Annotated in this window: 20 protein-coding genes, 1 rRNA gene and 1 riboswitch; of the genes, 4 read left to right on the top strand and 17 right to left on the bottom strand. The window is 56.7% G+C overall.

What is annotated here, in order from left to right:
- Window positions 1-228: 228 nt before the first annotated feature.
- From psiE to pgi, 6 genes are all read right to left on the bottom strand, one after another.
- On the bottom strand, window positions 229-639 hold the full coding sequence (psiE, locus tag RTP97_RS17670) for a phosphate-starvation-inducible protein PsiE (RefSeq protein WP_042388915.1): 411 nt from the start codon (window positions 637-639) through the stop codon (window positions 229-231).
- A 111-nt stretch (window positions 640-750) separates the two neighbouring features.
- A complete protein-coding gene (locus tag RTP97_RS17665) occupies window positions 751-2847 on the bottom strand; it encodes a YjbH domain-containing protein (protein WP_312415997.1) in 2097 nt (698 codons plus the stop codon).
- Window positions 2847-3584, bottom strand: a complete 738-nt coding sequence (locus RTP97_RS17660; RefSeq protein WP_312415996.1) for a capsule biosynthesis GfcC D2 domain-containing protein — start codon at window positions 3582-3584, stop codon at window positions 2847-2849. Before RTP97_RS17660 ends, RTP97_RS17665 begins: the two co-directional genes overlap by 1 nt.
- Window positions 3581-4219, bottom strand: coding sequence for a YjbF family lipoprotein (locus tag RTP97_RS17655; RefSeq protein ID WP_312415995.1), 639 nt, complete (start codon window positions 4217-4219; stop codon window positions 3581-3583). The genes RTP97_RS17660 and RTP97_RS17655 overlap by 4 nt, the downstream gene beginning before the upstream one ends.
- A gap of 62 nt (window positions 4220-4281) precedes the next feature.
- Entirely contained in the window at window positions 4282-4524 is a 243-nt protein-coding gene (gene yjbE, locus RTP97_RS17650; protein WP_103818758.1) for an exopolysaccharide production protein YjbE, read from the bottom strand.
- Window positions 4525-4854: 330 nt separating this feature from the next.
- Window positions 4855-6501, bottom strand: a complete 1647-nt coding sequence (gene pgi, locus RTP97_RS17645) for a glucose-6-phosphate isomerase (protein WP_312415993.1) — start codon at window positions 6499-6501, stop codon at window positions 4855-4857.
- A 269-nt stretch (window positions 6502-6770) separates the two neighbouring features.
- Window positions 6771-6965, top strand: a riboswitch (Lysine riboswitch).
- A 90-nt stretch (window positions 6966-7055) separates the two neighbouring features.
- Between pgi and lysC the strand changes: the two genes are divergently transcribed.
- The 3 genes from lysC to RTP97_RS17630 all read left to right on the top strand — a co-directional run bounded on the left by lysC (window position 7056) and on the right by RTP97_RS17630 (window position 9811).
- Entirely contained in the window at window positions 7056-8432 is a 1377-nt protein-coding gene (gene lysC / locus RTP97_RS17640; RefSeq protein WP_312415992.1) for a lysine-sensitive aspartokinase 3, read from the top strand.
- A gap of 99 nt (window positions 8433-8531) precedes the next feature.
- The gene (gene panS, locus RTP97_RS17635; RefSeq protein ID WP_312214189.1) at window positions 8532-9476 is read left to right on the top strand and encodes a ketopantoate/pantoate/pantothenate transporter PanS; all 945 of its coding nucleotides are present in this window, start codon (window positions 8532-8534) and stop codon (window positions 9474-9476) included.
- Between the two features lie 62 nt (window positions 9477-9538).
- Window positions 9539-9811: a DUF3811 domain-containing protein gene (locus RTP97_RS17630; RefSeq protein WP_312415989.1), complete on the top strand. Its 273-nt coding sequence runs from the start codon at window positions 9539-9541 to the stop codon at window positions 9809-9811.
- Here RTP97_RS17630 and rluF read toward each other — a convergent pair whose 3' ends face one another.
- The 6 genes from rluF to metH all read right to left on the bottom strand — a co-directional run bounded on the left by rluF (window position 9812) and on the right by metH (window position 18094).
- Entirely contained in the window at window positions 9812-10681 is an 870-nt protein-coding gene (rluF, locus tag RTP97_RS17625) for a 23S rRNA pseudouridine(2604) synthase RluF (RefSeq protein ID WP_312415986.1), read from the bottom strand.
- Window positions 10682-10793: 112 nt separating this feature from the next.
- The gene (locus tag RTP97_RS17620; protein WP_312415983.1) at window positions 10794-11111 is read right to left on the bottom strand and encodes a helix-turn-helix transcriptional regulator; all 318 of its coding nucleotides are present in this window, start codon (window positions 11109-11111) and stop codon (window positions 10794-10796) included.
- A 1-nt stretch (window position 11112) separates the two neighbouring features.
- A complete protein-coding gene (locus RTP97_RS17615) occupies window positions 11113-11460 on the bottom strand; it encodes a type II toxin-antitoxin system RelE/ParE family toxin (protein ID WP_312415981.1) in 348 nt (115 codons plus the stop codon).
- A gap of 120 nt (window positions 11461-11580) precedes the next feature.
- A complete protein-coding gene (locus RTP97_RS17610; protein ID WP_312415977.1) occupies window positions 11581-13209 on the bottom strand; it encodes a Na/Pi cotransporter family protein in 1629 nt (542 codons plus the stop codon).
- Between the two features lie 201 nt (window positions 13210-13410).
- Complete coding sequence (locus RTP97_RS17605) at window positions 13411-14280, bottom strand: Abi family protein (RefSeq protein ID WP_312415975.1); 870 nt, start codon at window positions 14278-14280, stop codon at window positions 13411-13413.
- A gap of 130 nt (window positions 14281-14410) precedes the next feature.
- The gene (metH, locus tag RTP97_RS17600; RefSeq protein WP_312415973.1) at window positions 14411-18094 is read right to left on the bottom strand and encodes a methionine synthase; all 3684 of its coding nucleotides are present in this window, start codon (window positions 18092-18094) and stop codon (window positions 14411-14413) included.
- Between the two features lie 194 nt (window positions 18095-18288).
- On the opposite strand from metH, the gene iclR reads away from it, so the two are divergent.
- The gene (iclR, locus tag RTP97_RS17595; protein ID WP_312415971.1) at window positions 18289-19125 is read left to right on the top strand and encodes a glyoxylate bypass operon transcriptional repressor IclR; all 837 of its coding nucleotides are present in this window, start codon (window positions 18289-18291) and stop codon (window positions 19123-19125) included.
- Here the strand turns inward: iclR and aceK are convergent.
- The 5 genes from aceK to rrf form a co-directional block, all read right to left on the bottom strand.
- Window positions 19079-20842, bottom strand: a complete 1764-nt coding sequence (aceK, locus tag RTP97_RS17590) for a bifunctional isocitrate dehydrogenase kinase/phosphatase (RefSeq protein ID WP_312415969.1) — start codon at window positions 20840-20842, stop codon at window positions 19079-19081. The two genes, iclR and aceK, sit on opposite strands and share 47 nt — an antisense overlap.
- 64 nt (window positions 20843-20906) lie before the next feature.
- Window positions 20907-22211 (bottom strand): isocitrate lyase, encoded by a 1305-nt coding sequence (gene aceA / locus RTP97_RS17585; protein ID WP_312415966.1) that lies wholly within the window; start codon window positions 22209-22211, stop codon window positions 20907-20909.
- A gap of 21 nt (window positions 22212-22232) precedes the next feature.
- The gene (gene aceB, locus RTP97_RS17580; RefSeq protein ID WP_312415963.1) at window positions 22233-23834 is read right to left on the bottom strand and encodes a malate synthase A; all 1602 of its coding nucleotides are present in this window, start codon (window positions 23832-23834) and stop codon (window positions 22233-22235) included.
- A gap of 241 nt (window positions 23835-24075) precedes the next feature.
- On the bottom strand, window positions 24076-25005 hold the full coding sequence (gene metA, locus RTP97_RS17575; RefSeq protein WP_312214207.1) for a homoserine O-succinyltransferase: 930 nt from the start codon (window positions 25003-25005) through the stop codon (window positions 24076-24078).
- 236 nt (window positions 25006-25241) lie between these two features.
- Window positions 25242-25357: ribosomal RNA gene (gene rrf / locus RTP97_RS17570) — 5S ribosomal RNA — on the bottom strand.
- Window positions 25358-25558: the final 201 nt, after the last annotated feature.

Below are 25558 nucleotides of genomic sequence, written 5' to 3'. Positions count from 1 at the left end.
CCGGTCTGAAGTGTTACCCATGTTTCCGGTTCATACCGCAGTGCCGCCCGGCGTTGCTGCATCAGCATCGTCACGCCCGGTGGTGCTCCGCTTACCGGGCCTACAAACCGCACCATACCCGCCGTAGGCCGGGCAAACGCAATGCCGCCCGGCTTTTCTGCATCAGCACAGTCACGCCCGGTGGCGCTTCGCTTACCGGGCCTACAAACCGCACCGCGCCCGGCATTTTTACTCCCGCTTCAGCCGTTTCGAGTTGCAGAGCCAGAGGGTGATCACCAGCAGCAGGATCGCGCCGGAGTAGATCAGGACGTCCATCGGCGACTTGTGGTCGACAATGATCAGCCGCACGATGGCGGTGATCCCGATATAAACAAAGTAGCGCAGCGGGAAGTGAAAACCAGATTGAAAATACTTAACAATCAGGGCGATAAATTCGAAGTAGAGAAAGTAAACGACCAGCCCCTCAACCAGCTCATATTTGCTGGTCTGCTCGGGCGCAAAGAGCACGTCCGCAAGGTGCACCGTCTCTTTACCGAGAAAGACAACCAGGATCAGGCCAAGGCTCAGCAGCCCAAGATTCAGCACGGTTTGCAGGATGGTGGAGATGAACTCAACGCGTGGACGAATAAGCGATGTCATACGGCACCTCACTCTCAGTGGCGAGCTCTATGTATAGCGTAGAAGTGTGATCCAGATCTAGATTCTTTACTTATGGTATGGCCGGGCAGCGTTGCGCCGCCCGGCTCAGCGTTAGCGGAAGTTGACGCTCCGATCGCTGGTCATGTCATACAGCTGGAACTTACGTCCAAGCTGCTGACCGCCGTCGCGGGTAAGCGGCGTCCAGCCGATAGCCGCCCGGCTGCGGGTTGGGCCAGAGGCAAAGAGATCCAGCGGAATCGATACGTAGACCCCCTTGGTGAAATCCCCCTCCCCGTACTCGTCCGGTGACACGTTGGTCAGCGTGGCATAGGTGCCCACGACGACGCCGCTGTCGAAGTGTTTCGATACCTCCAGCGTACCGCCTTTATCCCCGGCCAGATACTGCCCGACGCTGGCTTTAATCAGCACGTCCTGAGCAAAGGAAGGCGTCCAGTAGGCGGTCAGATGGCCGGTCTTCGCGCTGTAGTCGGTGAACTTCATCATCTCCTTCGCGCTGCGCCAGTCGCGCTGCTTGACGTAGTTGGCATCTATACCAAACGCCCAGTTGCTGTCCACCGGTCGCCAGAGCACCTCAGCCCCTGCCCCACCGTACATCGTCTCCAGATAGCCGCCGTATACCTGGCCATAGAAGCCGTTGCCAAGATACTGGAAATAGTTGGCCTGGAGGTTGTTAACGTAGTAGTCATTCGCTACGTAGTCGCGCACGTGGGTACGCACGCGAGGCAGATGGGAGTCGTCCGGCGGATCGGTGTAGTTAAATTTGTCGTAGTTGTTGGCAATGTTGCCAAACAGGCTGCCGGTAGTCAGCAGATGGTCGGTCAGCCAGAGATCGGCGGTCGCCATCACCCCAAGCTGGTACATATAGAAGCTCTCCGGGCCGCCTACGGACTGGTTCAGCACCGGATCGATATGGAAATCGAAGCGGGATTTCTCCATATACCAGCCCTGCTCGGTACTCTCCGGCACCTCTGGCTCAACGCGTTTCTGCACCAGGGTCGTCTCATGCCCCAGCGGCTCCCCCGCCAGATGGCGTTGCAGGCTCACCACGTCGGTTTCGGTGGTCACCTGCGGCAGGTTGAGGCGGTTCTCGGTCACGCGGATGGTTTTTACGCCGTCCGGCAGATCGTTAGCGATAATTCGATTGGCCCGCTCAATGCCCTCCTCGGTATTACGGTACTTCACCTGCTCGCCGGTAACGTAGAGCGTATCGCCTTTCACCTGGATCTTCGGATCCGCCAGCCCGGCGTTGTACTTCAGCTGCGTAAGCTGATTGGCGACCACCGAGTGCTGCATGATGGCATCCTGCGGCTGCGGCTCATACTGCGGGCGAGCATTATCGTTGTAAGAGGGGCGCAGGTCATTGAAGTTGGCATGCAGGGTAAAGCCAAACATCACCGTGTTGCCGCGCTCGTAGCTCAGGTTAACGTCGGCCCAGTCCGCCACGCGGTAGGTTGCCCCAACGTTAAACTTGCTGCGCTGCGGCAGACGGCCAGCAAAATCCTGCTGATAGTTGTTACCCTCATACTCCAGCTTCAGGCGCAGCGGCTGCCACGGCGTCTGGTACTCTACGCCGCCAAACAGCGATGCCGGGCCGTGAAACATCTGGCTACTGTCAATGGAGCCAGCCTGGTTATAGCTGTTATCGCGGTAGCAATATTTCTCATCGTAGGAGCAGAGCGGGTTTTTGATATTGCCCGCCGTGCCGAGGTAGCCCCAGCCCAGCCCGAGGGAAAAATCAAACGGCCCCCAGGCCTTGCTGGCCACGAGGTACTCGGCATCGAACAGCCCTGTCCCGCCGATATCCCGCGCGCCCACCGCCACCTGCGGCAGCCAATACCCCTCTTCCCACAGGCGCAGCTTGAGATCGAACGCTTTGTCTTTGTAGGTCTGATCGCCAGAGAAGGCGTCCACGCTGCTGTACTGCCGGGTGCGCACGTCGGTGTAGCGCAGGGTCGTCTCCAGCCACGGAAAGAGCTGAATCGAACCGGAGTAGTAGCGGTACTGATCGTTATCGCGATAGTTAAGGCTGATCTCACCCTCACGCGCCATACGGGCGGTGGGCGTTTGCAGCAGCCCCACGCCGCCGAAGTCGGTCTGGGTAGGACCCGATGGCGCCGGATACGTTTCCGCATGGCAGGCGGCGCTGACGCTGAGCGCCAGCAAGCTATACAGAGAAATTTTCTTCATTAATCCGGTATCCGATGCGTCAGGGAGGTGAGAATATCGGCATTTATGCCGTCCCGGCTTTTCGTCCAGACGCTTTCAGCAAAGCCAACAAAAATCGTACTGCCCGGCATGGGTTCCACATGGCGTTTGTTCCAGTAGGCCACCGGCACGCTCTGAGTGCGGCCATCGGGATAGATTACCCAGGCCGTATTGCGATCGGCCCCGCTCAGCAGGCCCATCTCCTCTAAATATCCCGCCACGTCGCGTCCCGGCGTGAACGGCTTTTTGCCGGGGCGACTCACCAGTCCCAATACGGTAACCGTAGAGGGCTGCGCGCCGACCCACAGGGTATACTCGCCCTCTAGCGGCAGGTTCGCGCCGGGCTGAACCCGGACCCGATCCGGATCGAGGGGCACCCGCTGGCGTCCCGTAACCTTAATACTCTGAAGCTGCTGACGGAGGGCGTTAATTGCGGCGGCATCCTCTGCATCCTCATCCGCCGCAAGGGCGGTCAGACGTGCCAGCAGCGCCCGGTGCCGCTGCTCTTCGCGCTGGGTAGAGTGCTGCTCGCTGATGACCGCGCCCGGCCACCAGCTGCTGGCCAGCCGGGGCTGACCCACTAAATCGATGAGGTGCGCGGCATCGGTCAGCGTCTTAGGCTCTGCGCTTTCTGGGGTGTAGACCTTAACGGTGCCCGCTGCGAAAGCGAATGCAGGGGCAAGGCTTAACAGCAGCGAGGCGATTACGGTTAGCTTCATTGTTTTGCCGCCTTGATGAGCGTGGTCTCTACCGGGAACCAGTCCGCGCCAAGGTACTGTAGCGAGCGCCGGATCTGCCCGTCGCTGTCTATCCAGAAACGGTTAGTCCAGGTTTTTTGCTCGGTCTCAACGTGCTCTTCCAGCACGCGCACGATAGTAACGTCGCTGCCCACCGCTACCGTATCCTGCCCGGCCCAGCGGAACTGCGAGCGGGCGGTGGCGTAGCGCACCTGGCCATGCTCGGTCCAGCCCAGGGTTCGCGTCCAGCCTGCGCCGTCGGTGATGCGATTCGGTTTGATCAGCGGATCCGCCGCCAGGTTGTTCACCTCAAGCAGGTTATCGCCGGGAAGCTGGGTTTTGACGAAGCGGCCATGCTGGGTCACCAGAATAGACTGGTCCTGGGTCGCCCACTTCTGCTGGCCGTTTTCGGAGAAGGCGAGCACCACAAAGAGCTGAGGACCGCCGTTCAGCTGCATATACTGGCTGGCGTAGGGCATATCCTGAATATCTTCATCGGTGAGATGCACGCCGGGGGTGCCAAACATACTGTCCCACAGCGCACCGCCCAACCCTTTAGTCGTGCCGGAGCACGCCTGCAGCAGCAGACAAAGCAGAATAATTCCCGGTCGCTTCACGACAATTCTCCAGAGGGCAAAATAACCACACCGAAGTGTGGTTAGAGTTAAAGCACTGGTGATTACTGAGTGCTGGTCGTTGTGGTGGTGGTGGTTCCGGTATTAGAACCATCGCCGCCACCGGTCGCCGCCAGGGCGACGCCTACCGCTGAGCTGACGGTGCTAACGCTGGTCGCGGAAGAGCTTCCCGCCGAGACCGACGTTGCCGCCGACCCTGCTGCGTCACCTACTTCTACCGGAGCGGCATAAGCAGAGGTCGCGGCAAGCGCGGTGATGGCAAAAATGCCATACAGGACTTTATGCATATCAATTTCCCTTCATTGAATGAATGGATATTTACCTGAACGGAGTCAGGCGCAGTCGAGTATACACAACCGATTCGCGTGATTGGCATTACAGGGAATTAGAAGGCGGGTTTTAGGATAAATGGAAATAGATGAATATTTGAGCATAAAATTATTATATGACATTAAAAATCAAACACTTAAAATACAAATCAGAAACTACAATATCCGTTTACTCCTAAAATTTTAATAGCCACATAATCGAGAATTGACGATTTTCGGAATAAACTCAAGCCCATAAAAAATGCCGGCGTAATGCCGGCACTTTTATTTATTATGACTTAAGTAATATTAACGCCAGGATTTATAGCGGTTAATTAAGCCATTGGTTGAGCTATCGTGGCTGCTGATATCACTTTCATCACCCAGTTCCGGCAGAATACGGTTAGCCAGCTGTTTACCCAGCTCCACGCCCCACTGGTCGAAGGTGAAGATGTTGAGGATTGCGCCTTGGGTAAAGATTTTGTGCTCATAGAGCGCAATCAACGACCCGAGGCTGAACGGGGTGATCTCACGCAGCAGGATGGAGTTCGTCGGGCGGTTGCCTTCAAACACCTTGAACGGCACAACGTGCTCCAGCGTGGCTGGATCTTTACCCTGGTCACGGTACTCCTGCTCAACCACATCGCGGGATTTACCGAACGCCAGCGCTTCGGTCTGGGCGAAGAAGTTGGAGAGCAGCTTCTGGTGATGATCCGACAGTGCGTTATGGGTGATGGCCGGCGCGATAAAGTCGCACGGTACCATCTTGGTTCCCTGATGGATCAGCTGGTAGAAAGCGTGCTGGCCGTTGGTGCCTGGCTCACCCCAGATGATTGGGCCGGTCTGGTAGTCTACGGCGTTACCGTTACGGTCAACGTATTTGCCGTTGGACTCCATATTGCCCTGCTGGAAGTAGGCCGCGAAGCGGTGCATATACTGGTCGTAAGGCAGAATCGCTTCCGTCTCCGCACCGAAGAAGTTGTTGTACCAGATACCGATCAGCGCCAGCAGCACCGGCAGGTTCTTCTCTGCTGGGGTAGTGGCGAAGTGCTGATCCATGGCATGCGCGCCAGAGAGCAGCTCAACAAAGTTGTCGTAGCCCACGGAGAGAATGATCGACAGGCCAATCGCCGACCACAGGGAGTAGCGGCCGCCAACCCAGTCCCAGAACTCAAACATGTTGGCGGTATCGATACCAAACTCGCCCACCGCTTTCGCGTTGGTGGAGAGCGCGGCAAAGTGTTTCGCCACGTGCTGCTGGTCACCGGCCGTTTTCAGGAACCAGTCGCGCGCGCTGTGGGCGTTGGTCATGGTCTCCTGGGTAGTGAAGGTTTTGGACGCCACCAGGAAGAGAGTAGATTCAGGATTAACCTTCTTCAGCACTTCAGCGATATGCGTGCCGTCGACGTTAGAGACAAAGTGCATATTCAGGTGATTTTTATACGGGCGCAGCGCCTCGGTCACCATGAAGGGACCGAGGTCGGAGCCACCGATGCCGATGTTCACTACGTCGGTGATCGGTTTGCCGGTATAGCCCTTCCACTGACCGGAGATGATGGCCTCAGAGAAGGATTTCATCTTCTCCAGCACGGCGTTCACTTCCGGCATCACGTCTTTGCCGTCGACGATAATCGGCGTGTTGCTGCGGTTACGCAGCGCCACGTGCAGCACCGCACGATCTTCGGTGCGGTTGATCTTCTCGCCGGAGAACATGGATTTGATCGCGTCGGCCAGCTCGGTCTCTTTCGCTAAGTCCAGCAGCTTTGCCAGCGTCTCTTCGTTGATGCGGTTTTTGGAGAAGTCCACCAGCATCTGATCGTTGAAGGTCGCGGAGAATTTGCTGAAGCGATCGCTATCGCTGGCGAACAGCTCGGCGATAGTGACCTCTTTCATTTCATCGAAGTGTTTCTGTAGTGCCTGCCAGGCAGAAGTCTGCGTTGGGTTGATATTTTTCATAGCAATACTCTTCTGATTTAGGATCCTAACTGCGGTCGATTGTAGCGCCTGCGGGCAAAAATTGTGACGGTTTTTATGCTTTTGCCCGAACGGGGTCGCCATGCGCTAATGAGAACGGAACAGGGCAAAGTATAGCGTTTATAAGTTATTTTCCTGGGATAACCCTGAACATGAAAAATCCGCATAACCGCAGCGTTGACAGCACACCCCAGAAACCTTTATTTATAAAGAATTACTTATGTTCATCAAAGTATGTATTCCCAATGGGAATAGCCAGAAGAGGCGCGTCGTCCAGGTTAGTGTGCTTGAGGAGCCAGTCCGCAGAGAGCACAGGAGGGGGAACAACGCCGAGGTGGTAGAGCGTCTGGTCGCGCTTGCCATCGGCTACAGGGGCTGAATCCCCTGGGCTGTCACCAGAGACGTTCGCAGTCGTGCGTCTCGCAAGGTGGAGCGCTTCTGGGTGTAATCGTAGTAGTTCATTGCTCTGCGCCTACCCCGTTTTTCGCTCTCTCCTTGTCCCAGGGCTGAACACTTGCACCTGATACGAGGTTGTTATGATCAAAGCAGTTTCCCCGCTTGGTGTTGCTAAGCTTGTTGTTGCCAAATTTGGCGGGACCAGCGTCGCCGATTTCGACGCCATGAACCGCAGCGCCGACGTGGTGCTCTCCGACGCCAGCGTTCGCCTGGTGGTGCTATCCGCCTCTGCGGGGGTGACCAACCTACTGGTGGCGCTCGCCGAAGGGCTGGAGGCCAGCGAGCGCTTCGTGAAGCTCGACGCCATTCGCAAAATTCAGTTCAATATCCTTGAGCGCCTGACGCGCCCTGCCGTCATCCGCGAGGAGATCGAACGCCTGCTGGAAAATATTACCACCCTGGCGGAAGCCGCTTCTCTTGCCACCTCTACCGCGCTGACGGATGAGCTGGTGAGCCACGGCGAGCTGATGTCGACCCTGCTGTTTGTTGAGGTGTTGCGCGAGCGTAGCGTACAGGCCCAGTGGTTTGACGTGCGTAAAGTGATGCGCACCAGCGATCGCTTTGGCCGCGCCGAGCCGGACATTGCCGCGCTGGCCGAGCTGGCAACCCAGCAGCTGGCCCCGCGCCTGGGCGAAGGTTTAGTGGTGACGCAAGGCTTTATCGGCAGCGAGCCGAAGGGACGCACCACCACTCTCGGCCGTGGCGGCAGCGACTACACCGCTGCCCTGCTGGGTGAAGCGCTGCACGCCTCCCGAGTCGATATCTGGACCGACGTTCCCGGCATCTACACCACCGATCCGCGCGTCGTGCCGGCGGCGAAGCGTATCGACGAGATCGCCTTCGAAGAGGCTGCCGAGATGGCGACCTTCGGTGCGAAAGTGCTGCATCCGGCCACCCTGCTGCCTGCGGTGCGCAGCGATATCCCGGTCTTTGTTGGCTCCAGCAAAGATCCTAAAGCGGGCGGCACGCTGGTTTGTAATAAGACCGACAACCCGCCGCTGTTCCGCGCTCTGGCGCTGCGTCGCAAGCAAACTCTGGTGACGCTGCACAGCCTGAATATGCTCCACTCCCGCGGCTTCCTGGCCGAAGTATTTGGTATGCTGGCGCGCCACAATATCTCCGTCGACCTTATCACCACCTCGGAAGTGAGCGTGGCCCTGACGCTGGACACCACCGGCTCCACCTCCACGGGCGACACGCTGCTCACCCAGGGGCTGCTGACCGAGCTCTCCTCTCTCTGTCGTGTGGAAGTTGAAGAGAACCTCGCCCTTGTGGCGCTGATTGGTAACGATTTGTCAAAAGCCTGCGGCGTGGGCAAAGAGGTGTTTGGCGTGCTCGATCCGTTTAACATCCGCATGATCTGCTATGGCGCATCAAGCCATAACCTCTGCTTCCTGGTGCCGGGCGCAGAAGCCGAGCAGGTTGTGCAGAAGCTACATCATAATTTGTTTGAATAAAATTGCAGCACACGATAAAAAATACCTATAGCCGGGCTTGAACCCGGCTTTTTTATAACTAAACGACACAACAACACGATAATACTGCAAGGAATACACATGTTAACCGCCATCACGCGGCTGTTCCCCCTGTGGGCGCTGCTGCTCTCCGTTCTCGCGTATTATACCCCTGCCACCTTTACCCCAATCGGACCGTGGGTAACCACGCTGCTGATGCTGATCATGTTCGGCATGGGCGTGCACCTGAAGCTTGATGATTTCAAACGTGTTCTGTCACGTCCGGCTCCCGTCGCGGCGGGTACTTTTCTCCACTACCTGGTGATGCCTTTCGCCGCCTGGCTGCTGGCGATGCTCTTTAAGATGCCGCCGGATCTCTCCGCCGGGATGGTGCTGGTGGGCAGCGTTGCCAGCGGCACGGCCTCGAACGTCATGATCTATCTGGCGAAGGGGGACGTCGCGCTATCGGTAACCATCTCGTCGGTCTCCACGCTGGTGGGCGTGATAGCAACGCCGCTGCTGACGCGCCTCTACGTGGACGCCCACATTCAGGTGGATGTGATGGGGATGCTGCTCAGCATTCTGCAAATCGTGGTGATCCCTATTGGCCTGGGGCTGATTGTTCACCACCTCTTCCCGCGTCTGGTGAAGGCGGTAGAGCCGTATCTGCCCGCCTTTTCAATGGTCTGCATTCTGGCAATCATTAGCGCGGTAGTGGCGGGCTCGGCATCGCACATCGCCTCCGTCGGCTTCATGGTGATCGTCGCGGTGATCCTCCACAACACGATTGGCCTGCTGAGCGGCTACTGGGGCGGGAAGCTGTTTGGCTTTGACGAATCTACCTGCCGGACGCTGGCGATTGAGGTGGGAATGCAGAACTCAGGCCTCGCCGCCGCGCTGGGTAAGATCTACTTCTCACCGCTGGCGGCTCTGCCTGGCGCGCTCTTCTCGGTCTGGCACAACCTCTCCGGCTCGCTGTTGGCGGGTTACTGGTCGGGCAAACCGCTCGATAAGCAGAAAAGAAGAGAGGCGGTGAAAGAGAGTTAATTCGCTTCGCGCCGGGTCAGGCATGCTTTACACTGAAGCCTCTTCTACAGGAGGCTTCAGCGATGGCTACACCCAGACTGACTCAAAAAGAGATGACGGAGAGCGAGCAGCGCGAGCTGAAAACCCTGCTGGATCGCGCCCGTATCGCCCATGGACGTACCCTGACCAATGCCGAAACCAATCAGGTTAAAAAAGAGTACATCGACAAGCTGATGGCGCTGCGTGAGGCCGAGGCGAAAAAAGCCCGCAAGTTAAAAAAAGAGCAGGCTTATAAACCCGATGCAGAAACGACCTTCTCATGGTCAGCCAACACCTCAACCCGGGGAAGGCGCTGATTAGCGCCCTTTCTTTTTACGCCCCGGCTGGGCAAAGCGTTTCCCTGCCGGCTTGCCGCGTCCTTTCTCTTCGCTCTGCGGTGCCTTCACTACCGGTCTTTTAACCGCAGGCGATTTTGGTTTGGCTTTCGCTTTCGGCTTCGCCTCTGACGATGAGTTCTCGATCAGCTTGAACAGCTCAATCAGCTCATCGCCAGTGAGATCGCGCCACTCCCCTATCGGGATACCGCTCAGGCTGACGTTCATAATGCGCGTACGTTCCAGCTTGGTCACTTCAAAGCCAAAGTGCTCACACATCCGGCGGATCTGGCGGTTTAAGCCCTGCACCAGCGTAATGCGGAAGGCAAAGGGTGCCTCTTTTTTGACTTTACACTTCTTGGTTACCGTTCCCAGAATCGGCACGCCTGCGCCCATGCCGCGGATAAATTCGTCCGTGATCGGTTTATTCACCGTGACCACATACTCTTTCTCGTGATCGTTGCCGGCCCGCAGAATTTTGTTTACCAGATCGCCGTGGTTGGTAAGAAAGATCAGCCCCTGCGAATCTTTATCCAGGCGGCCAATGGGGAAAATACGGCTGCTGTGGTTAACGAAATCGACGATATTGTCTCTCTCACTATCTTCCGTGGTGCTGACAATCCCCACCGGCTTGTTCAGCGCGATAAACACCAGATCGTCCTCTTCCCGAGGCTCGATAAGCTGGCCGTTGACCTTGACCACGTCGCCAGCGACAACCTGATCTCCTATCCCGGCACGTTTGCCGTTGATAAAGACGTTGCCCTGCTCAATGTAGCGATCGGCTTCGCGACGCGAGCAGATCCCGCTTTCGCTGATGTATTTGTTTAGTCGGGTGGATTGTGGTGTCAGCATAGTTTCTCCTGTAAAGGCGAAATATACCCTGGGTGCCGTTTTGTGTGCCAGAGGGAAATAGGTACTCAACGTAGGCCGGATAAGCGCAGCGCCATCCGGCGCTATTTACACCTTACCCGAATACAACTTTCATCGTGCCTGGTATGGTTTGCGCCTTACCAACGACAATATTGACATCTCTCCCCAGCCGCGTCAGGCAATCGAGCATCTTCGCCTCGCTGATCCCACGAAATTGACCACGCAATAAGTTTGAAAGTTTAGGCTGTGTCATACCTAAAATACGGCCTGCCTGCTGCTGGGTCAGACCACGCTCTTGTAGAATGCCATGAATCGCCATTGCCAGCTGCGCCTTAAGCTGCATCTCTTCGGCGTTAGCGTAACCTAAATCGGTATAGACATTCCCACTACCCGCTTCGATTTCATTTTGCATATCAGGATCCTTGCGCATGATTCTGAGCAGCCTTGAGCCGCTGGTAAATGAGTGCAGCATCTGGCTTCGGCATTGCTTTACCCGATACTGATTTTTTCTGAAAAACATGCAGTACATAAACAGCATCTTTAAGCATGATGGTGTAGACGGCTCGCCATGTGTTTCCTTGATAGTCCTCAACAACTTCAAGCACACCGGCTCCACCAAATCCCTTTAACGGCTTCGCTTGATTATGGCGCTTACCTTGTTGAGCAAGCCAAAGCGCATAGCCAAAAATATCCTGCACATTTTCTGGTTGCGCCAGTAGATCCTTCTTCGACTGGCCAACCCAATACAATGGTTTTATCATTCCCTCTCCTTGATTATACCCATTTGGATATAAAAAGCATCGTGTGAAAGGAAAGATAAACAAAAAGCCCTGCATTATTCAGGGCTTAAAGCAAAATCTACGAGGCGGCTTCCACTATCATTACTCTCCGCGCTCCTCATCTTCGTCCGGCTGCTCCAGCACGCTGTAGGCCACCGCACAGAAGAGTGAGTTGAGGCGCTTCATATCGCCCAGCAGGCCCAGATGCAGCGAGCTGGTTTCGATGCTCTGCACGTTCTGCTGATGCAGGCGATCCACATGAGCGTGGGCGTAACGGCGGTTGAGAATACGGAAACGGTGCTTGCGGCGGCGCAGGCGGCGGGCGCCCGCCACGTCGCTGGAGAAGAAGACCGACATCGCCAGCTGGAGATTACTGCGCAGCTGCTCCAGCAGGCTATCCAGTTCGTTGAGACCCTCGAAGGAGAAGGCGCGCCGGGCCGCCAGCGACTTATCGGCGATCTCGCTGCCCATCCGCTCAACGATATCTGACGCCTGCTCAAGGTTGAGCGACATCTCGATAATCTCTGCCCAGCGGCGCGACTCTTCATCCGCCAGCTCATCCTTCGGCATCCGCGCCAGATAGAGCTTGATGGCGGTATAGAGCACGTTGATATCATCGGCGATTTTACGTAGCTCTTTCTCCTCGCGCGGCTCGCCGTGCACAATCTTCTTCAGACCGTCGAGCATCTGCTCCATGGCATCACCCATGCGCAGCGACTCGCGGGCGGCGTTAGCCAGCGCTAGCGTGGGCGTATCCAGCGCCGAGGTATCAAGATGCTTCGGCTTCAGGCGTATATCCAGCTCAGGCTCGTCGCGGATCAGCCGCTCGCACAGGCGGGCCATCGGCCCGGCAAACGGCACCATCATCAGGCAACGGATCAGGTTGTAGAAGACGTGGAAGTAGATGACCAGCTCCGCATCCGGTAGCGGCAGCCTGTCCAGCACCGCTGCCAGCGGATGCACAAAGGGTAGGATCAGCAGGCTGCCCACCAGCTTAAACAGCAGGCTGCCCATTGCAACACGGCGTGCAGCGGCGCTACTGGCGCTGTTATTCAGCACCGCCAGCAGACCCGAGCCAAGGTTAGCCCCAATCACCAGGCACAGCGCCACCGGAAACGAGATGATCCCCGCCGCGGTCAGCGTTGCGGTCAGCAGCACCGCTGCAAGGCTTGAGTAGCTGATGATGGCAAAGACCGCGCCAATCAGAGCATCCAGCATAATATCGCCGGTCAGCGAGGCGAAGATCACTTTGACGCCGCTGGCCTGAGTTATCGGCGTTACGGCCTGCACGATAAGCTCCAGCGCCAGCAGGATCAGCCCAAGGCCGATGCTGACTCGCCCGAGCTGCCCAACGCGGGACTGCTTGCGCCCGAGGAAGAAGATGACGCCAATAAAAATCAGCAGCGGTGAGAGCCAGGAGAGATCGAAGGTAAGCACCCGCGCCATCAGCGCGGTACCGACGTCTGCCCCGAGTACAATCACCAGCGCCGGGGTCAGGGCCACCAGATCCTGGGCCACAAAGGAGGTGACCAACATGGTGGTGGCATTGCTGCTCTGCACCAGTGCGGTGACGCCAATGCCCGCGCAGAAGGCCAGCGGTTTTTTCTCCACGCTGCGGCCCAGCACGGTACGCAAACGCGCGCCAAAAACGCGCATTACGCCAGTACGTACGATGTGCGTGCCCCAGACCAGCAGCGCAACGGCGGAAAGCAGGTGTAGCAACGTTAACACGGATGTAAATCCTCCTTATCGTTATCCAGTTTCCCTCGGTTATGTCTATCTAACGCTATCTTAGTTAGAAAAAGAGAGCGCTACACTGTTCCAGTATAAGTCTTTAAATGTAAGAAAGAGACAGGGTACCTATTACACGATCGTTTTATTGTAAGGAAGGGTGATCCCCCTAACATTCAGCGAATTATTAAGCAAAATTATTCAGTAGGCCGATATATAAGATTCAAGCCTCTCTTTTTGGCACAGGTCTTTAGCAGTGCACTCAACCCCTGAAGCCTTAAGCAGGTTAGCTCTTTCATGGCTAATTCCACGAATAAGAATCATTATTTGATCGATGCAACTATTAAGGTAGATCAATGCTGATATGCCATCATTAACGCTGGCGTGTTTCCATATCGGTTCATAATGCGCCATTCGATTCCGGAGCGCTTTGATACTTTTTAGCTGTTGCAAAACCGTTGATGCTTTTCTTTCCACAGGCTTAAGGTTTGGGAAAACAACGCGCTCAAGATGAGGCCAAAGTCGGGAGGATGAGTTTATGTTATTATAGTTTCGCTCAAAAATTCCCGACCAAAAACCAAACGTTAGCTCGGCTACCACTGCATCTGCCGTCGGTCGCTTTCCGCAGTTTTGTAGTTTCAATTTTGCATTTGCTAGCATATTCTCATGGTGGGAAGTCCAGATTATTTTTCCTTTACGTTGTCCTGTTGATAAACCATTTCTATAAAATTTTTCTCGCTTATTGGAATGCTTCTTCATATCAGAAATAAACATGTCATCACCTGCATTTTTTGTAACCTGATCAAACCAGTCAGGGGTTGCAAAATGATTGCTGGCGGCATTATGGATAGCATTTCTAAGCGTAATTTCCAGACACTGCATTAAGGGGTAAAGAGCGGCGCTAGCCTGTTTATTCCAAAGATAAGCCCCGAGATTCGCCGCCATCGAACCGTTAGAAGTCAGTACGCTGTACGACTTTATTCTCGGTTCAGATATAAACTCAGCCAGCTCCCTAAGCGTCTGCGCTTGCAATTTCTGACTCGCATAGATAGAGTTGTTAGTAACGAACACGTGTATGCTTCCCTGTTGAGAATCATTCGGCATAACATACACGTAAAGAACGGTCAGGTGTCTGAATCAAGTAGGATGTTTGACCACAAAAAAAGCGCGAAAGCGCTTTTTTTGTATCTAAATTTTAGTACTAGTCAGCGTCGTAACCGAGATTCGGCGCTAACCAGCGCTCAACCTCACCCACGCTCATCCCTTTCCGCTGGGCGTAATCTTCAACCTGGTCACGCTGGATCTGCGCCACGGCAAAGTACTTGCTGTCCGGGTGGCTGAAGTACCAGCCGGAGACCGAGGCGCCGGGCCACATGGCGAAGGATTCGGTCAACTTCATGCCGGTGTGTTTCTCAACGTCCAGGAGCTCCCAGATGGTGCCCTTCTCGGTATGTTCCGGGCAGGCCGGATAGCCTGGCGCAGGACGGATCCCCTGGTAGTTTTCGCGGATCAGCTCCTCGTTGCTGAGGTTCTCGTTCGGCGCATAGCCCCAGTAGACCTTGCGCACACGCTCGTGTAGGTACTCAGCAAAGGCTTCCGCTAGTCGGTCGGCAATCGCCTTCACCATGATCTTGTTATAGTCATCGTGCTGAGCGTCATACGCCTCGGCCAGCGCATCCTCCTCCAGCCCGCCGGTGACGGCAAACGCGCCGATGTAGTCTTCTTTGCCGCTCAGCTTCGGCGCGACGAAATCGGCCAGGCAGTAGTTGGCAAAGCCCACCTTTTCGGTCTGCTGCCGAAGATGACGTGAAACCGTCAGTACCTGGGTGCGGGAAGGGTCGCGGTAGATCTCCACGTCATCGCCGACGCGATTTGCCGGGAACAGCCCCACCACGCCGCGCGGATTAAGACGTTTTTCCGCGCTGAGCTGGTCGAGCATCTCGTTCGCATCTTTAAACAGGCGCTTCGCCTCTTCGCCAACAATCTCATCTTCCAGAATGCGCGGGTATTTGCCCGCCAGCGACCAGGTCATAAAGAACGGTGTCCAGTCGATGTAGTTGCGCAGCGTCTCAATGCTGGCGGTCACCTCCTGCACCCCTAGGCGATGGGCCACCGGCGGGGTGTAGCTCTCCCAGTCGAAGGCCAGATCGTTCTCCCGCGCTGCCTGCAACGTTACCGGCGGCGTACGCGGTTTTTTGCGCCCGTGCTGGATACGCACGGTCTCATACTCTTTGCGAGTGCGGGCCACGAAATCATCCCGCTGGGTCGCCGACAGCAGCGCGGATACTACGCCTACCGTGCGAGAGGCGTTCTGCACGTACACCGTTGGGCCGCTGTAGTTCTGCTCGATCTTCACCGCCGTATGCGCTTTAGAGGTCGTCGCCCCGCCAATCAGCAGCGGAATGGTAAAGCCCTGACGCTCCATCTCCTTCGCCACGTTGACCATCTCATCCAGCGAAGGCGTGATCAGCCCCGAGAGGCCAATCAGGTCAGCATTCACTTCCCGAGCGGTTTTCAGGATTTTATCCGTCGGCACCATCACGCCCAGATCGACAATCTCGTAGTTATTACACTGCAATACCACGCCAACGATGTTTTTACCGATGTCATGCACGTCGCCCTTCACGGTGGCGATCACCATCTTACCGTTGCTGGAGCCTTTCTCTTTACTGGCCTCGATAAAGGGTTCGAGGTAGGCCACCGCCTGCTTCATCACGCGAGCGGATTTCACCACCTGCGGCAGGAACATTTTCCCCTCGCCAAAGAGATCGCCCACCACGTTCATGCCGTCCATTAGCGGCCCTTCAATTACCTGAATAGGGCGCTCGGCCTGCTGGCGCGCCTCTTCGGTATCTTCTTCAATAAACTCGGTGATGCCTTTAACCAGCGAGTACTCGAGACGCTTTTTGACGTCCCAGGCACGCCACTCCGCCTGCTGGGCGTTCGCGCTATCGTCGCTCTTGCTGCCTTTGTATTTCTCGGCCAGATCCAACAGGCGCTCGGTACTGTCATCCCGACGGTTAAGGATCACATCCTCTACCGCATCGCGTAGCTCGGCGGGCAGATCGTCATAGATGGCCAGCTGTCCGGCGTTGACGATCCCCATATCCATGCCGTTGCGGATGGCATAGTAGAGAAAGACGGCGTGGATCGCCTCACGCACCGGATCGTTACCACGGAAGGAGAACGACACGTTAGAGACACCGCCGGAGATCAGGGCGTGCGGCAGCTCACGTTTGATGTCTTCACACGCGCCGATAAAGTCCTGGGCGTAGTTGTTATGCTCTTCGATACCCGTCGCTACGGCAAAGATGTTGGGGTCGAAGATGATATCTTCCGGCGGGAAGCCGACATCTTGAGTAAGGATGTTGTAGGCCCGGCGGCAGATCTCAATCTTACGCTCCCGCGTGTCGGCCTGACCCACTTCATCAAAGGCCATCACCACCATCGCGGCCCCGTAACGGCGCACCAGCTTCGCGTGGTGAACAAAGGCTTCCACGCCCTCCTTCATCGAAATGGAGTTAACGATGCCTTTGCCCTGGATGCACTTCAGTCCTTTCTCGATAACGTCCCACTTGGAGGAGTCGATCATGATCGGCACCCGGGCGATATCCGGCTCGCCGGCAATCAGGTTGAGGAACTTGACCATCGCCGCCTCGGCGTCAAGCATCCCCTCATCCATGTTGATATCGATAATCTGCGCGCCGTTCTCTACCTGCTGGCGCGCCACGTCCAGCGCCTCGCTGTACTTCTCCTCTTTAATCAGGCGCTTAAATTTCGCGGAGCCGGTCACGTTGGTACGCTCGCCAACGTTCACAAACAGGCTATCGTCGCCGATGTTCAACGGCTCCAGCCCCGCCAGACGGCAGGCTACCGGCAGCTCCGGAAGCTGACGCGGCGGCAGCCCTTCCACGGCGCGGCTCATGGCGGCGATATGCTCTGGGGTTGTGCCGCAGCAGCCGCCCACAATGTTCAGGAAGCCCGCTTCGGCCCACTCGCGGATCTGCGCGGCCATCGGCCCGGCGTCGAGATCGTACTCGCCAAAGGCGTTGGGCAGCCCGGCGTTCGGGTGGGCAGTGACGTAGCACTCGGCGATGCGCGACAGCTCCTGCACGTACTGGCGCAGCTCATCCGGTCCCAGGGCACAGTTCAGCCCGAAGGTAAGCGCATCAGCATGGCGAAGTGAGTTATAAAATGCTTCGGTAGTCTGGCCGGAGAGCGTGCGTCCGGAGGCATCGGTGATGGTGCCGGAGATCATGATCGGCAGCTCAACGCCCAGCGCCTCGAACTCCGCTTTCACCGCAAAAATGGCTGCTTTCGCATTGAGCGTATCGAAGATAGTTTCGATAAGGATCAGGTCGCTGCCGCCCTCCACCAGTGCCCGGGTAGACTCCCGGTACGCCGCGACCAGCTGGTCAAAGGTGACGTTGCGGTAGGCCGGATCGTTAACGTCCGGCGAGATCGAGGCGGTGCGGTTGGTTGGGCCAAGCACCCCGGCCACGTAGCGTGGCTTATCCGGCGTGCGGGCGGTCCACTCATCGGCACAGGCGCGGGCTAGCTTCGCCGCCGCAAGGTTGATCTCAGCTGACAGGGACTCCATCTGGTAGTCCGCCATCGCAATCGTCGTCGAGTTAAAGGTATTAGTCTCAACGATATCTGCCCCCGCCGCAAAATAGGCGTCGTGGATCGCAGAGATCACCTCCGGCTTGCTGAGCACCAGCAGGTCGTTGTTTCCTTTAAGATCGCAGGGCCAGTCGGCGAAGCGCTCGCCGCGAAAATCCTGCTCACTCAGACGATAGCCCTGGATCATGGTGCCCATGCCCCCATCCAGAACCAGAATACGCTCTTTTAACTGCTGATGCAGTTGATCAACTTTGCTGCTCACACGTGCTCCCGACAACGCTCAACCAGGCCAGAAAGGCCAGCAGGACATACTGGCATAAAGCCAGCAGGTGGAAAAGAGAGCAGCACCAAACATGAGAGATGTTCACCTGAACTCATCCGATCAGTCTGGGCACAGGTTGCATTATAATCAGATAAAACGAAAATGATTTCCACGATACAGAAAAGGAGTCGGCCATGGTGGCTTCCGTACCCGCAAAACGCGGTAAAAAACCCCGTACTACCGCCGCTGCGGCCACCCCGCCCGCAACCGGACAGGTGCAGTCCCTGACCCGTGGTCTGAAACTGCTGGAGTGGATTGCCGAGTCTTCTGGCAGCGTGGCGCTGACCGAACTTGCCCAGCAGGCTGGCCTGCCTAACTCTACCACCCACCGTCTGCTGACAACCATGCAGCAGCAGGGCTTTGTCCGTCAGGTTGGCGAGCTGGGTCACTGGGCGATAGGCGCGCATGCGTTTGTTATTGGTGCCAGCTTCCTGCAGAGCCGCAACCTGCTGGCCATTGTGCACCCCATCCTGCGCAGGCTGATGGAGGACTCTGGCGAGACGGTGAACCTGGCGGTGCTCGACCAGAACGATCACCAGGCGATCATTATTGACCAGGTGCAGTGTACCCAGCTCATGCGTATGTCTGCCCCTATCGGCGGCAAGCTGCCGATGCACGCCTCCGGGGCAGGAAAAGCCTTCCTGGCGCAGCTGGAGGAGGATCAGGTTACCGGGCTACTGCATCGTCAGGGGCTGCATACCTATACCCACGCTACGCTGGTCTCGCCCCTGCACCTGAAAGAGGATCTGGCTCTGACCCGCAAGCGCGGCTACTCCTTTGACGATGAGGAGCACGCCCTGGGCCTGCGCTGCGTGGCGGCCTGTATCTACGATGAGCATCGCCAGCCTTTTGCGGCCATCTCTATCTCCGGGCCAATTTCACGTATTACTGACGATCGCGTTACCGAGCTGGGGGCGTTAGCGATCAAGGCGGCGAAAGAGGTGACGCTGGCCTATGGCGGGAGCCGTTAAACCGCACGCTGAAACGCTGCCGCCGGCGGTAGGCGTAGACATCCTCCACGTGGCCCTCTTTGATGCGCGTTTGCAGCGAGCGCCAGTAGCTGGCGCGGAACAGATCCGCGTGCATCTCCTCAAAGAGCGGTCCGATTCGGGGGTCGGCGCAGAGCCAGTGGCGGAACTCCTCCGGAAAGACATCCCCCGGCGACACGCTGTACCACGGCTCGGCGCTTAGCTCATCCTCCGCGTAGCGCGGCGCAGGAACGTCGCGGAAGTTTACCTCGGTCATGTAGCAGATCTCATCGTAGTCGTAGAACACCACCCGCCCGTGGCGCGTCACGCCAAAGTTTTTAAACAGCATATCGCCGGGGAAAATATTGGCGGCGGCCAGCTGGCGGATGGCGTTGCCATACTCTTCGATGGCGTCCCGCAGCGGCTGGCCGTCGACCTGCTCCAGCCAGATATTGAGCGGTACCATGCGCCGCTCAATATAGAGGTGGCTAATAGAAATTTTGTCGCCCAGATCGGTAATTTTCCCTGCCGCCTCCGTCATTAACAGGGTCATCAGCGCAGGCGCAATCTGCCGCTTCTCTAGCACAAAGTTTTCAAACTCCTGGGTATCGGCCATTCGCCCGACGCGATCGTGCTCTTTTACCAGCTGGTAACAGGCGCGTACGTGGGCGGCGCTCATCTCCTTCTGCGGGGCAAAGCGATCCTTGATCACCTTGAAGACCCGGTCAAAGCCCGGCAGCGTAAAGACCAGCATCACCATGCCGCGAATGCCCAGCGCTTCAATAAACTGCTCGTCGCTGCTGGCGATGTAGTGCAGATACTCTCGATAGCTCTCGGTTTTGCCATGCTTCTGGCAACCAATCGCCATATAGAGCTCAGCGGTGGTTTTACCCGGCAGGATCTCCCGCAGCCACTCCACCGTTGCGGCGGGCAGCGGGGCATAGACCATAAAGTAGGAGCGGGCGAAGCCGAAGACGATGCTAGCCTCGTCGTGGGTGGTCAGGCAGGCATCGACAAAAAGCTCGCCCTCCTCGCTGCGGTGGATCGGCAGTAAAAAGGGGACCGTGCCGTCGGACAGGATAAGCTTGCCCACCAGCCAGGCGGCTTTATTGCGGTAAAAAAGCTCGTTTGCCACCTGCAAATGCGCATGCGCCAGCGCCGCGTCGCCAAAGCTCTCCGCCAGCTGCGTCAGGATATAACCCACGTCGCGAGCGCGATCCTGCCACGGCAGGCGCAGAGGAAGGTCGGCAAGCAGCTTAGTCAGCAGCGCTTCCCAGCCGCCGGAGGGATAAAAGTCTTTTGCCAACGGACGCGGAATGGTACGAAAGCGGCGCTCGGGCTGGGAGCTGAAAATAAACAGCCGCTCAGGGGTCAAAGCCCGGTGATCGAATAGTCGGCAGTAGACCGAATTGAAAAAGCTTTCGGCAATTTCAAAGCGCGGATAGTCCGGCAGCAGCTGAGTATAGTGCGCCTTTACCCGTAGCAAATAGTCCGCGTCGAGGCGTCGGCCCTCGGTTATACAGCGCAGCTGCTCAACCACCAGCCCAACGTGGTGATCGTAGAGGTGGATGCGGCTTTTCATCGCCCGCTGGACGGCGTGCCAGTCCGCCTGCTCAAAGCGCTGCTGCGCCCCGGCGGTAATTTCCAGAAAGCGTCCGTACTGGGCATCAAACCCCTGCAGGATAGTTTGGGCAATTAACAGCTCTCGGCCACGCGCCATACGTTCCCCTCATCGGATCCGTGCGTAGGCCCGGTAAGCGCAGCGCTACCGGGCGTTTCCGTTATCAGAACTGCTGCTCTTCCGTCGATCCGGTCAGCGCGGTCACCGATGATGCGCCGCCCTGTATAATCGTCGTGACCTTATCGAAATAGCCGGTTCCTACCTCCTGCTGATGGGAGACAAAGGTATAGCCCGCTTTCGCCGCAGCAAACTCCGGCTGCTGAACCTTCTCGACGTAGTGTTTCATACCCTCTCCCTGCGCATAGGCGCGAGCGAGGTCGAACATGTTGAACCACATGCTATGAATACCCGCCAGGGTGATGAACTGATACTTGTAGCCCATCTCCGCGAGCTGCTGCTGGAAGCTGGCGATGGTGTCGTCGTCCAGGTTCTTCTGCCAGTTGAACGACGGCGAGCAGTTGTAGGCCAGCAGCTTGCCGGGGAATTTGGCATGGATAGCGTCGGCAAAGCGCCGGGCTTGCTCCAGATCCGGCGTCGAGGTTTCACACCAGACCAGATCGGCATAGGGAGCGTAGGCCAGACCGCGGCTGATGGCCTGCTCTATCCCGGCGCGGGTGCGGTAAAACCCTTCGCTGGTGCGCTCGCCGGTAATAAACTCGCGATCGTACTCATCGCAGTCAGAAGTGATCAGGTCCGCCGCATCGGCATCGGTACGAGCGATCAGCAGCGTCGGCACGCCCATTACGTCTGCTGCCAGCCTGGCCGCGACCAGCTTCTGGATAGCCTCCTGCGTGGGTACCAGCACCTTGCCGCCCATGTGACCACACTTTTTCACTGAGGCCAGCTGATCCTCAAAGTGTACCGCCGCCGCACCCGCTGCAATCATCGACTTCATCAGCTCGAAGGCGTTCAGCACGCCGCCAAACCCTGCTTCGGCATCGGCCACGATCGGCAGAAAGTAGTCCACGTAACGCGGATCTTGTGGATCGATCCCCGCTGACCACTGGATCTGATCCGCCCGGCGAAAGGTGTTGTTGATCCGATCCACCACCGCCGGAACTGAATTGGCCGGGTAGAGGGACTGATCCGGATACATGCTGGAGGCGAGGTTCGCATCCGCCGCCACCTGCCAGCCAGAGAGATAAATGGCCTCAATCCCCGCCTTCGCCTGCTGCAACGCCTGTCCACCGGTCAGCGCACCGAGGCTATTGATATAGCCCTTTTTCGCTTCACCATGCAGCAGACGCCACATTTTCGCCGCGCCAAGCTGCGCCAGAGTGCACTCCGGATTCACCGAGCCACGTAGTTTTACCACCTCTTCCGCGCTATACGGGCGGGTAATGCCCTCCCAGCGTGCGGTTTGCCACTCTTGCTGTAACGCTTCTGTTTGTTGGGTACGAGTTTTCATGGCTGTTCTCCACTGTTTTTATTAGGCTAAGAGGCGGTAACCCGGCAGGGTCAGGAAGTCGATCAGGTCGTCAGAGGTGGTGATCTGCTCCATCAGGCGGGCGGCGTCGGCAAAGCGCCCGTGGCTGAACCGGTGCTCACCCAGCTCCTGCTGGATCACCTGCATCTCCTCGCCGAGCATCTGGCGGAACAGCGCTTTGGTCACCGGCATACCGTTGCTGAGCGTCTTTTGGTGATGGATCCACTGCCAGATAGAGGTGCGGGAGATCTCCGCCGTTGCGGCATCCTCCATCAGGCCATAGATTGGCACGCAGCCGTTGCCGGAGATCCACGCTTCGATGTACTGCACCGCAACACGGATGTTGGCGCGCATCCCCTCTTCCGTGCGTTCACCATCGCAGGGCGCAAGCAGCTCATCGGCAGTAATCGGCGCGTCCTCCTCGCGGGTAACAAAAAGCTGGTTTTTGTTGTCACCCAGCGCGGTATCAAAGATGGCCATCACCGTATCGCCCAGACCAGGATGGGCAATCCAGGTGCCGTCATGGCCGTTTTTCGCCTCCAGCTCTTTATCCGCCCTTACCTTATTCAGCACCCAGCTGTTGCGCTCGCTCTCTTTACTGGGAATAAACGCCGCCATGCCGCCCATTGCAAACGCACCGCGCCGATGACAGGTCTTAATCAGCAGACGGGAGTAGGCGTTGAGGAAAGGCTTATCCATGGTGACCGCCTGGCGGTCGGGCAGCACCCGATCGGGATAATTTTTTAACGTTTTGATATAACTGAAAATGTAGTCCCAGCGGCCGCAGTTGAGGCCCACAATGTGATCCTTCAGGGCATGGAGGATCTCGTCCATCTGGAAGACCGCAGGCAGCGTTTCAATCAGCAGGGTGGCCTTAATGCTACCGCGCGGCAGGTTGAAGCGATCTTCCGTATAGCTAAAGACCTCGCCCCACCAGGCCGCCTCCTGCCAGGCCTGAGTTTTGGGCAGGTAGAAGTAGGGGCCGCTGCCCTTGGCCAGCAGGTTTTTGTAGTTGTGGAAGAAGTAGAGGGCAAAATCAAACAGGCTGCCGGTGATCGCCTCATTGCGCCAGGTGACGTGCTTTTCCGGCAGGTGCAGACCGCGAACCCGACAGATCAGTACCGCCGGATCGGGCTTGAGCTGATAGATCTTTCCGGCTTCGTTGGTATAGCTGATAGTGCCGTTAACCGCATCGCGCAGATTGATCTGCCCGTCGATCACTTTCTGCCAGTTAGGGGCCAGCGAGTCTTCAAAATCTGCCATGAAGACTTTGACGTTGGCATTCAGGGCATTGATGACCATCTTGCGCTCGACCGGACCGGTGATCTCCACCCGGCGATCCTGCAGATCGGCTGGAATACCACGGATTTTCCAGTCGCCCGACCGTATGGAAGCCGTTTCCGAAATGAAATCTGGCAGCGTGCCGCTGTCGATCGCCTGTTGCTGCTGGATGCGGGCGGCAAGCAGCTTATTGCGTGCTGGTGTAAAGCGGGTCACCAAATCGGTGAGAAATACGGTAGCTTCCGGAGTCAGAATCTGTTGCTCCTGCTCACCATACGGCTGGGTAAAGGTCAGTCTATCGGTAGTCGTTGCCTGTTGTGCCATAAGCTGGCTCCTCGTCGTTGATCCGAATACATCCCCATCGCGAACAAAAGATCGTGTTCAGTTTTCGTTCAGCTCCGTTAAGCCTACTCAATAAAAAATCAAAATCAAAAACAATTTCCATTTTCAATTTAAAAATCATGCAATGTACTGATAAACAGGGAATTAAAGTTAATTGCAGCTGTGAAGTGATTTTCACAAATAAAAAAAGCACCCGAAGGTGCTTTTTAGCTAGCTGAAACGCTTAATCCAGCGTGGGATTCATATGACGCAGATCGAACGGTGTGATCTGGTAGACGTAGTAGTTGAGCCAGTTAGTAAACAGCAGGTTGCCGTGACTGCGCCAGGTGGCACGCGGCTTATTCTGCGGATCGTCTTTTGGGAAGTAGTTGTAGGGAACAACCGGATCGAGACCGGCCTCCACGTCGCGGAAATACTCCCCTGCCAGGGTATTGGCGTCATATTCAGGGTGACCGGTAACAAAGGCGATGCGTTTGTCTTTGCTGGCAAACAGATAGGCATCGCCTTCACTCGTTTCAGCAAGAATGTCGAGATCGGTATAGTCACGGATCAGCGCCGAGGGGAAGTCGGCATAGCGCGAGTGCGGCGCAAGGAATGAGTCGTCGAAGCCCCGGGTTAACAGCGCATGCTGCTGAGTAATATTGTGCTCATATACGCCGGAGAGTTTGTCTTTGCGGGTCTGCTTAGGGATGCCGTAGAGGATATTAAGTGCGGCCTGTACGGCCCAACAGACAAACAGCGTTGAGGTGACGTGGTCTTTAGCCCACTCCAGCACCTGCTTGATCTGCGGCCAGTAGGCGACGTCGTTAAACTCAACCAGCCCCAGCGGCGCGCCGGTGACGATCAGGCCATCAAAGTTCTCTTCACTGATCTCATCGAAGTTACAGTAGAAGTTGTTCAGATGCTCAGCAGGCGTATTGCGTGATTCACGCGCGTCGATACGCAGCAGGCGAACATCCACCTGCAGGGGTGAGTTAGAGAGCAATCGCAGGAACTGGTTTTCCGTTTCGATTTTCTTGGGCATCAGGTTAAGGATAAGCACCTTCAGAGGGCGTATCTCCTGACCTGTCGCACGTGATGTCGTCATCACAAAGACGTTTTCATCTCGCAAGAAATTGACGGCTGGCAGCTCGTCCTGCACCCGAATCGGCATAACCTTATTACCTCACAGCATACGTTTAAACGTTTAGACATCCAGATAGCTGACAATAACCAGGAATGAGCAAAATGTCGAGCCTGCATGTGCCAGGTGAGAAAGTTTCACGTGGAAAGAAGGGGGGGTGTTGCAGGGGGGATTATTTGTAGGCCCGGTAAGCGCAGCGCCACCGGGCGTTTCTCTGCTGCAACGCAAAAAGGCCATCCGTGAGGATGGCCTTCTGCTTGTTTGATGCCTGGCAGTTCCCTACTCTCGCATGGGGAGACCCCACACTACCATCGGCGCTACGGCGTTTCACTTCTGAGTTCGGCATGGGGTCAGGTGGGACCACCGCGCTAGTGCCGCCAGGCAAATTCTGTTTATCACCCCGCGTTCGCGCAGTGATGTAATCTGTAATCAGGCTGAAAATTGTTCGCATCGTCCTGATGCTCACCCCTTCGGGGCCAGTGCTCCGCACTGTCCAAAATTGCTCCCGGCAATTTTGTCGTCTCAAATCCGCCAAAACATCTTCGGCGTTGTAAGGTTAAGCCTCACGGTTCATTAGTACCGG

This window comes from Pseudescherichia sp., from assembly GCF_031998825.1.
Lineage (GTDB): Bacteria > Pseudomonadota > Gammaproteobacteria > Enterobacterales > Enterobacteriaceae > Pseudescherichia.
This window is presented reverse-complemented; position numbering and strand designations above follow the sequence as displayed.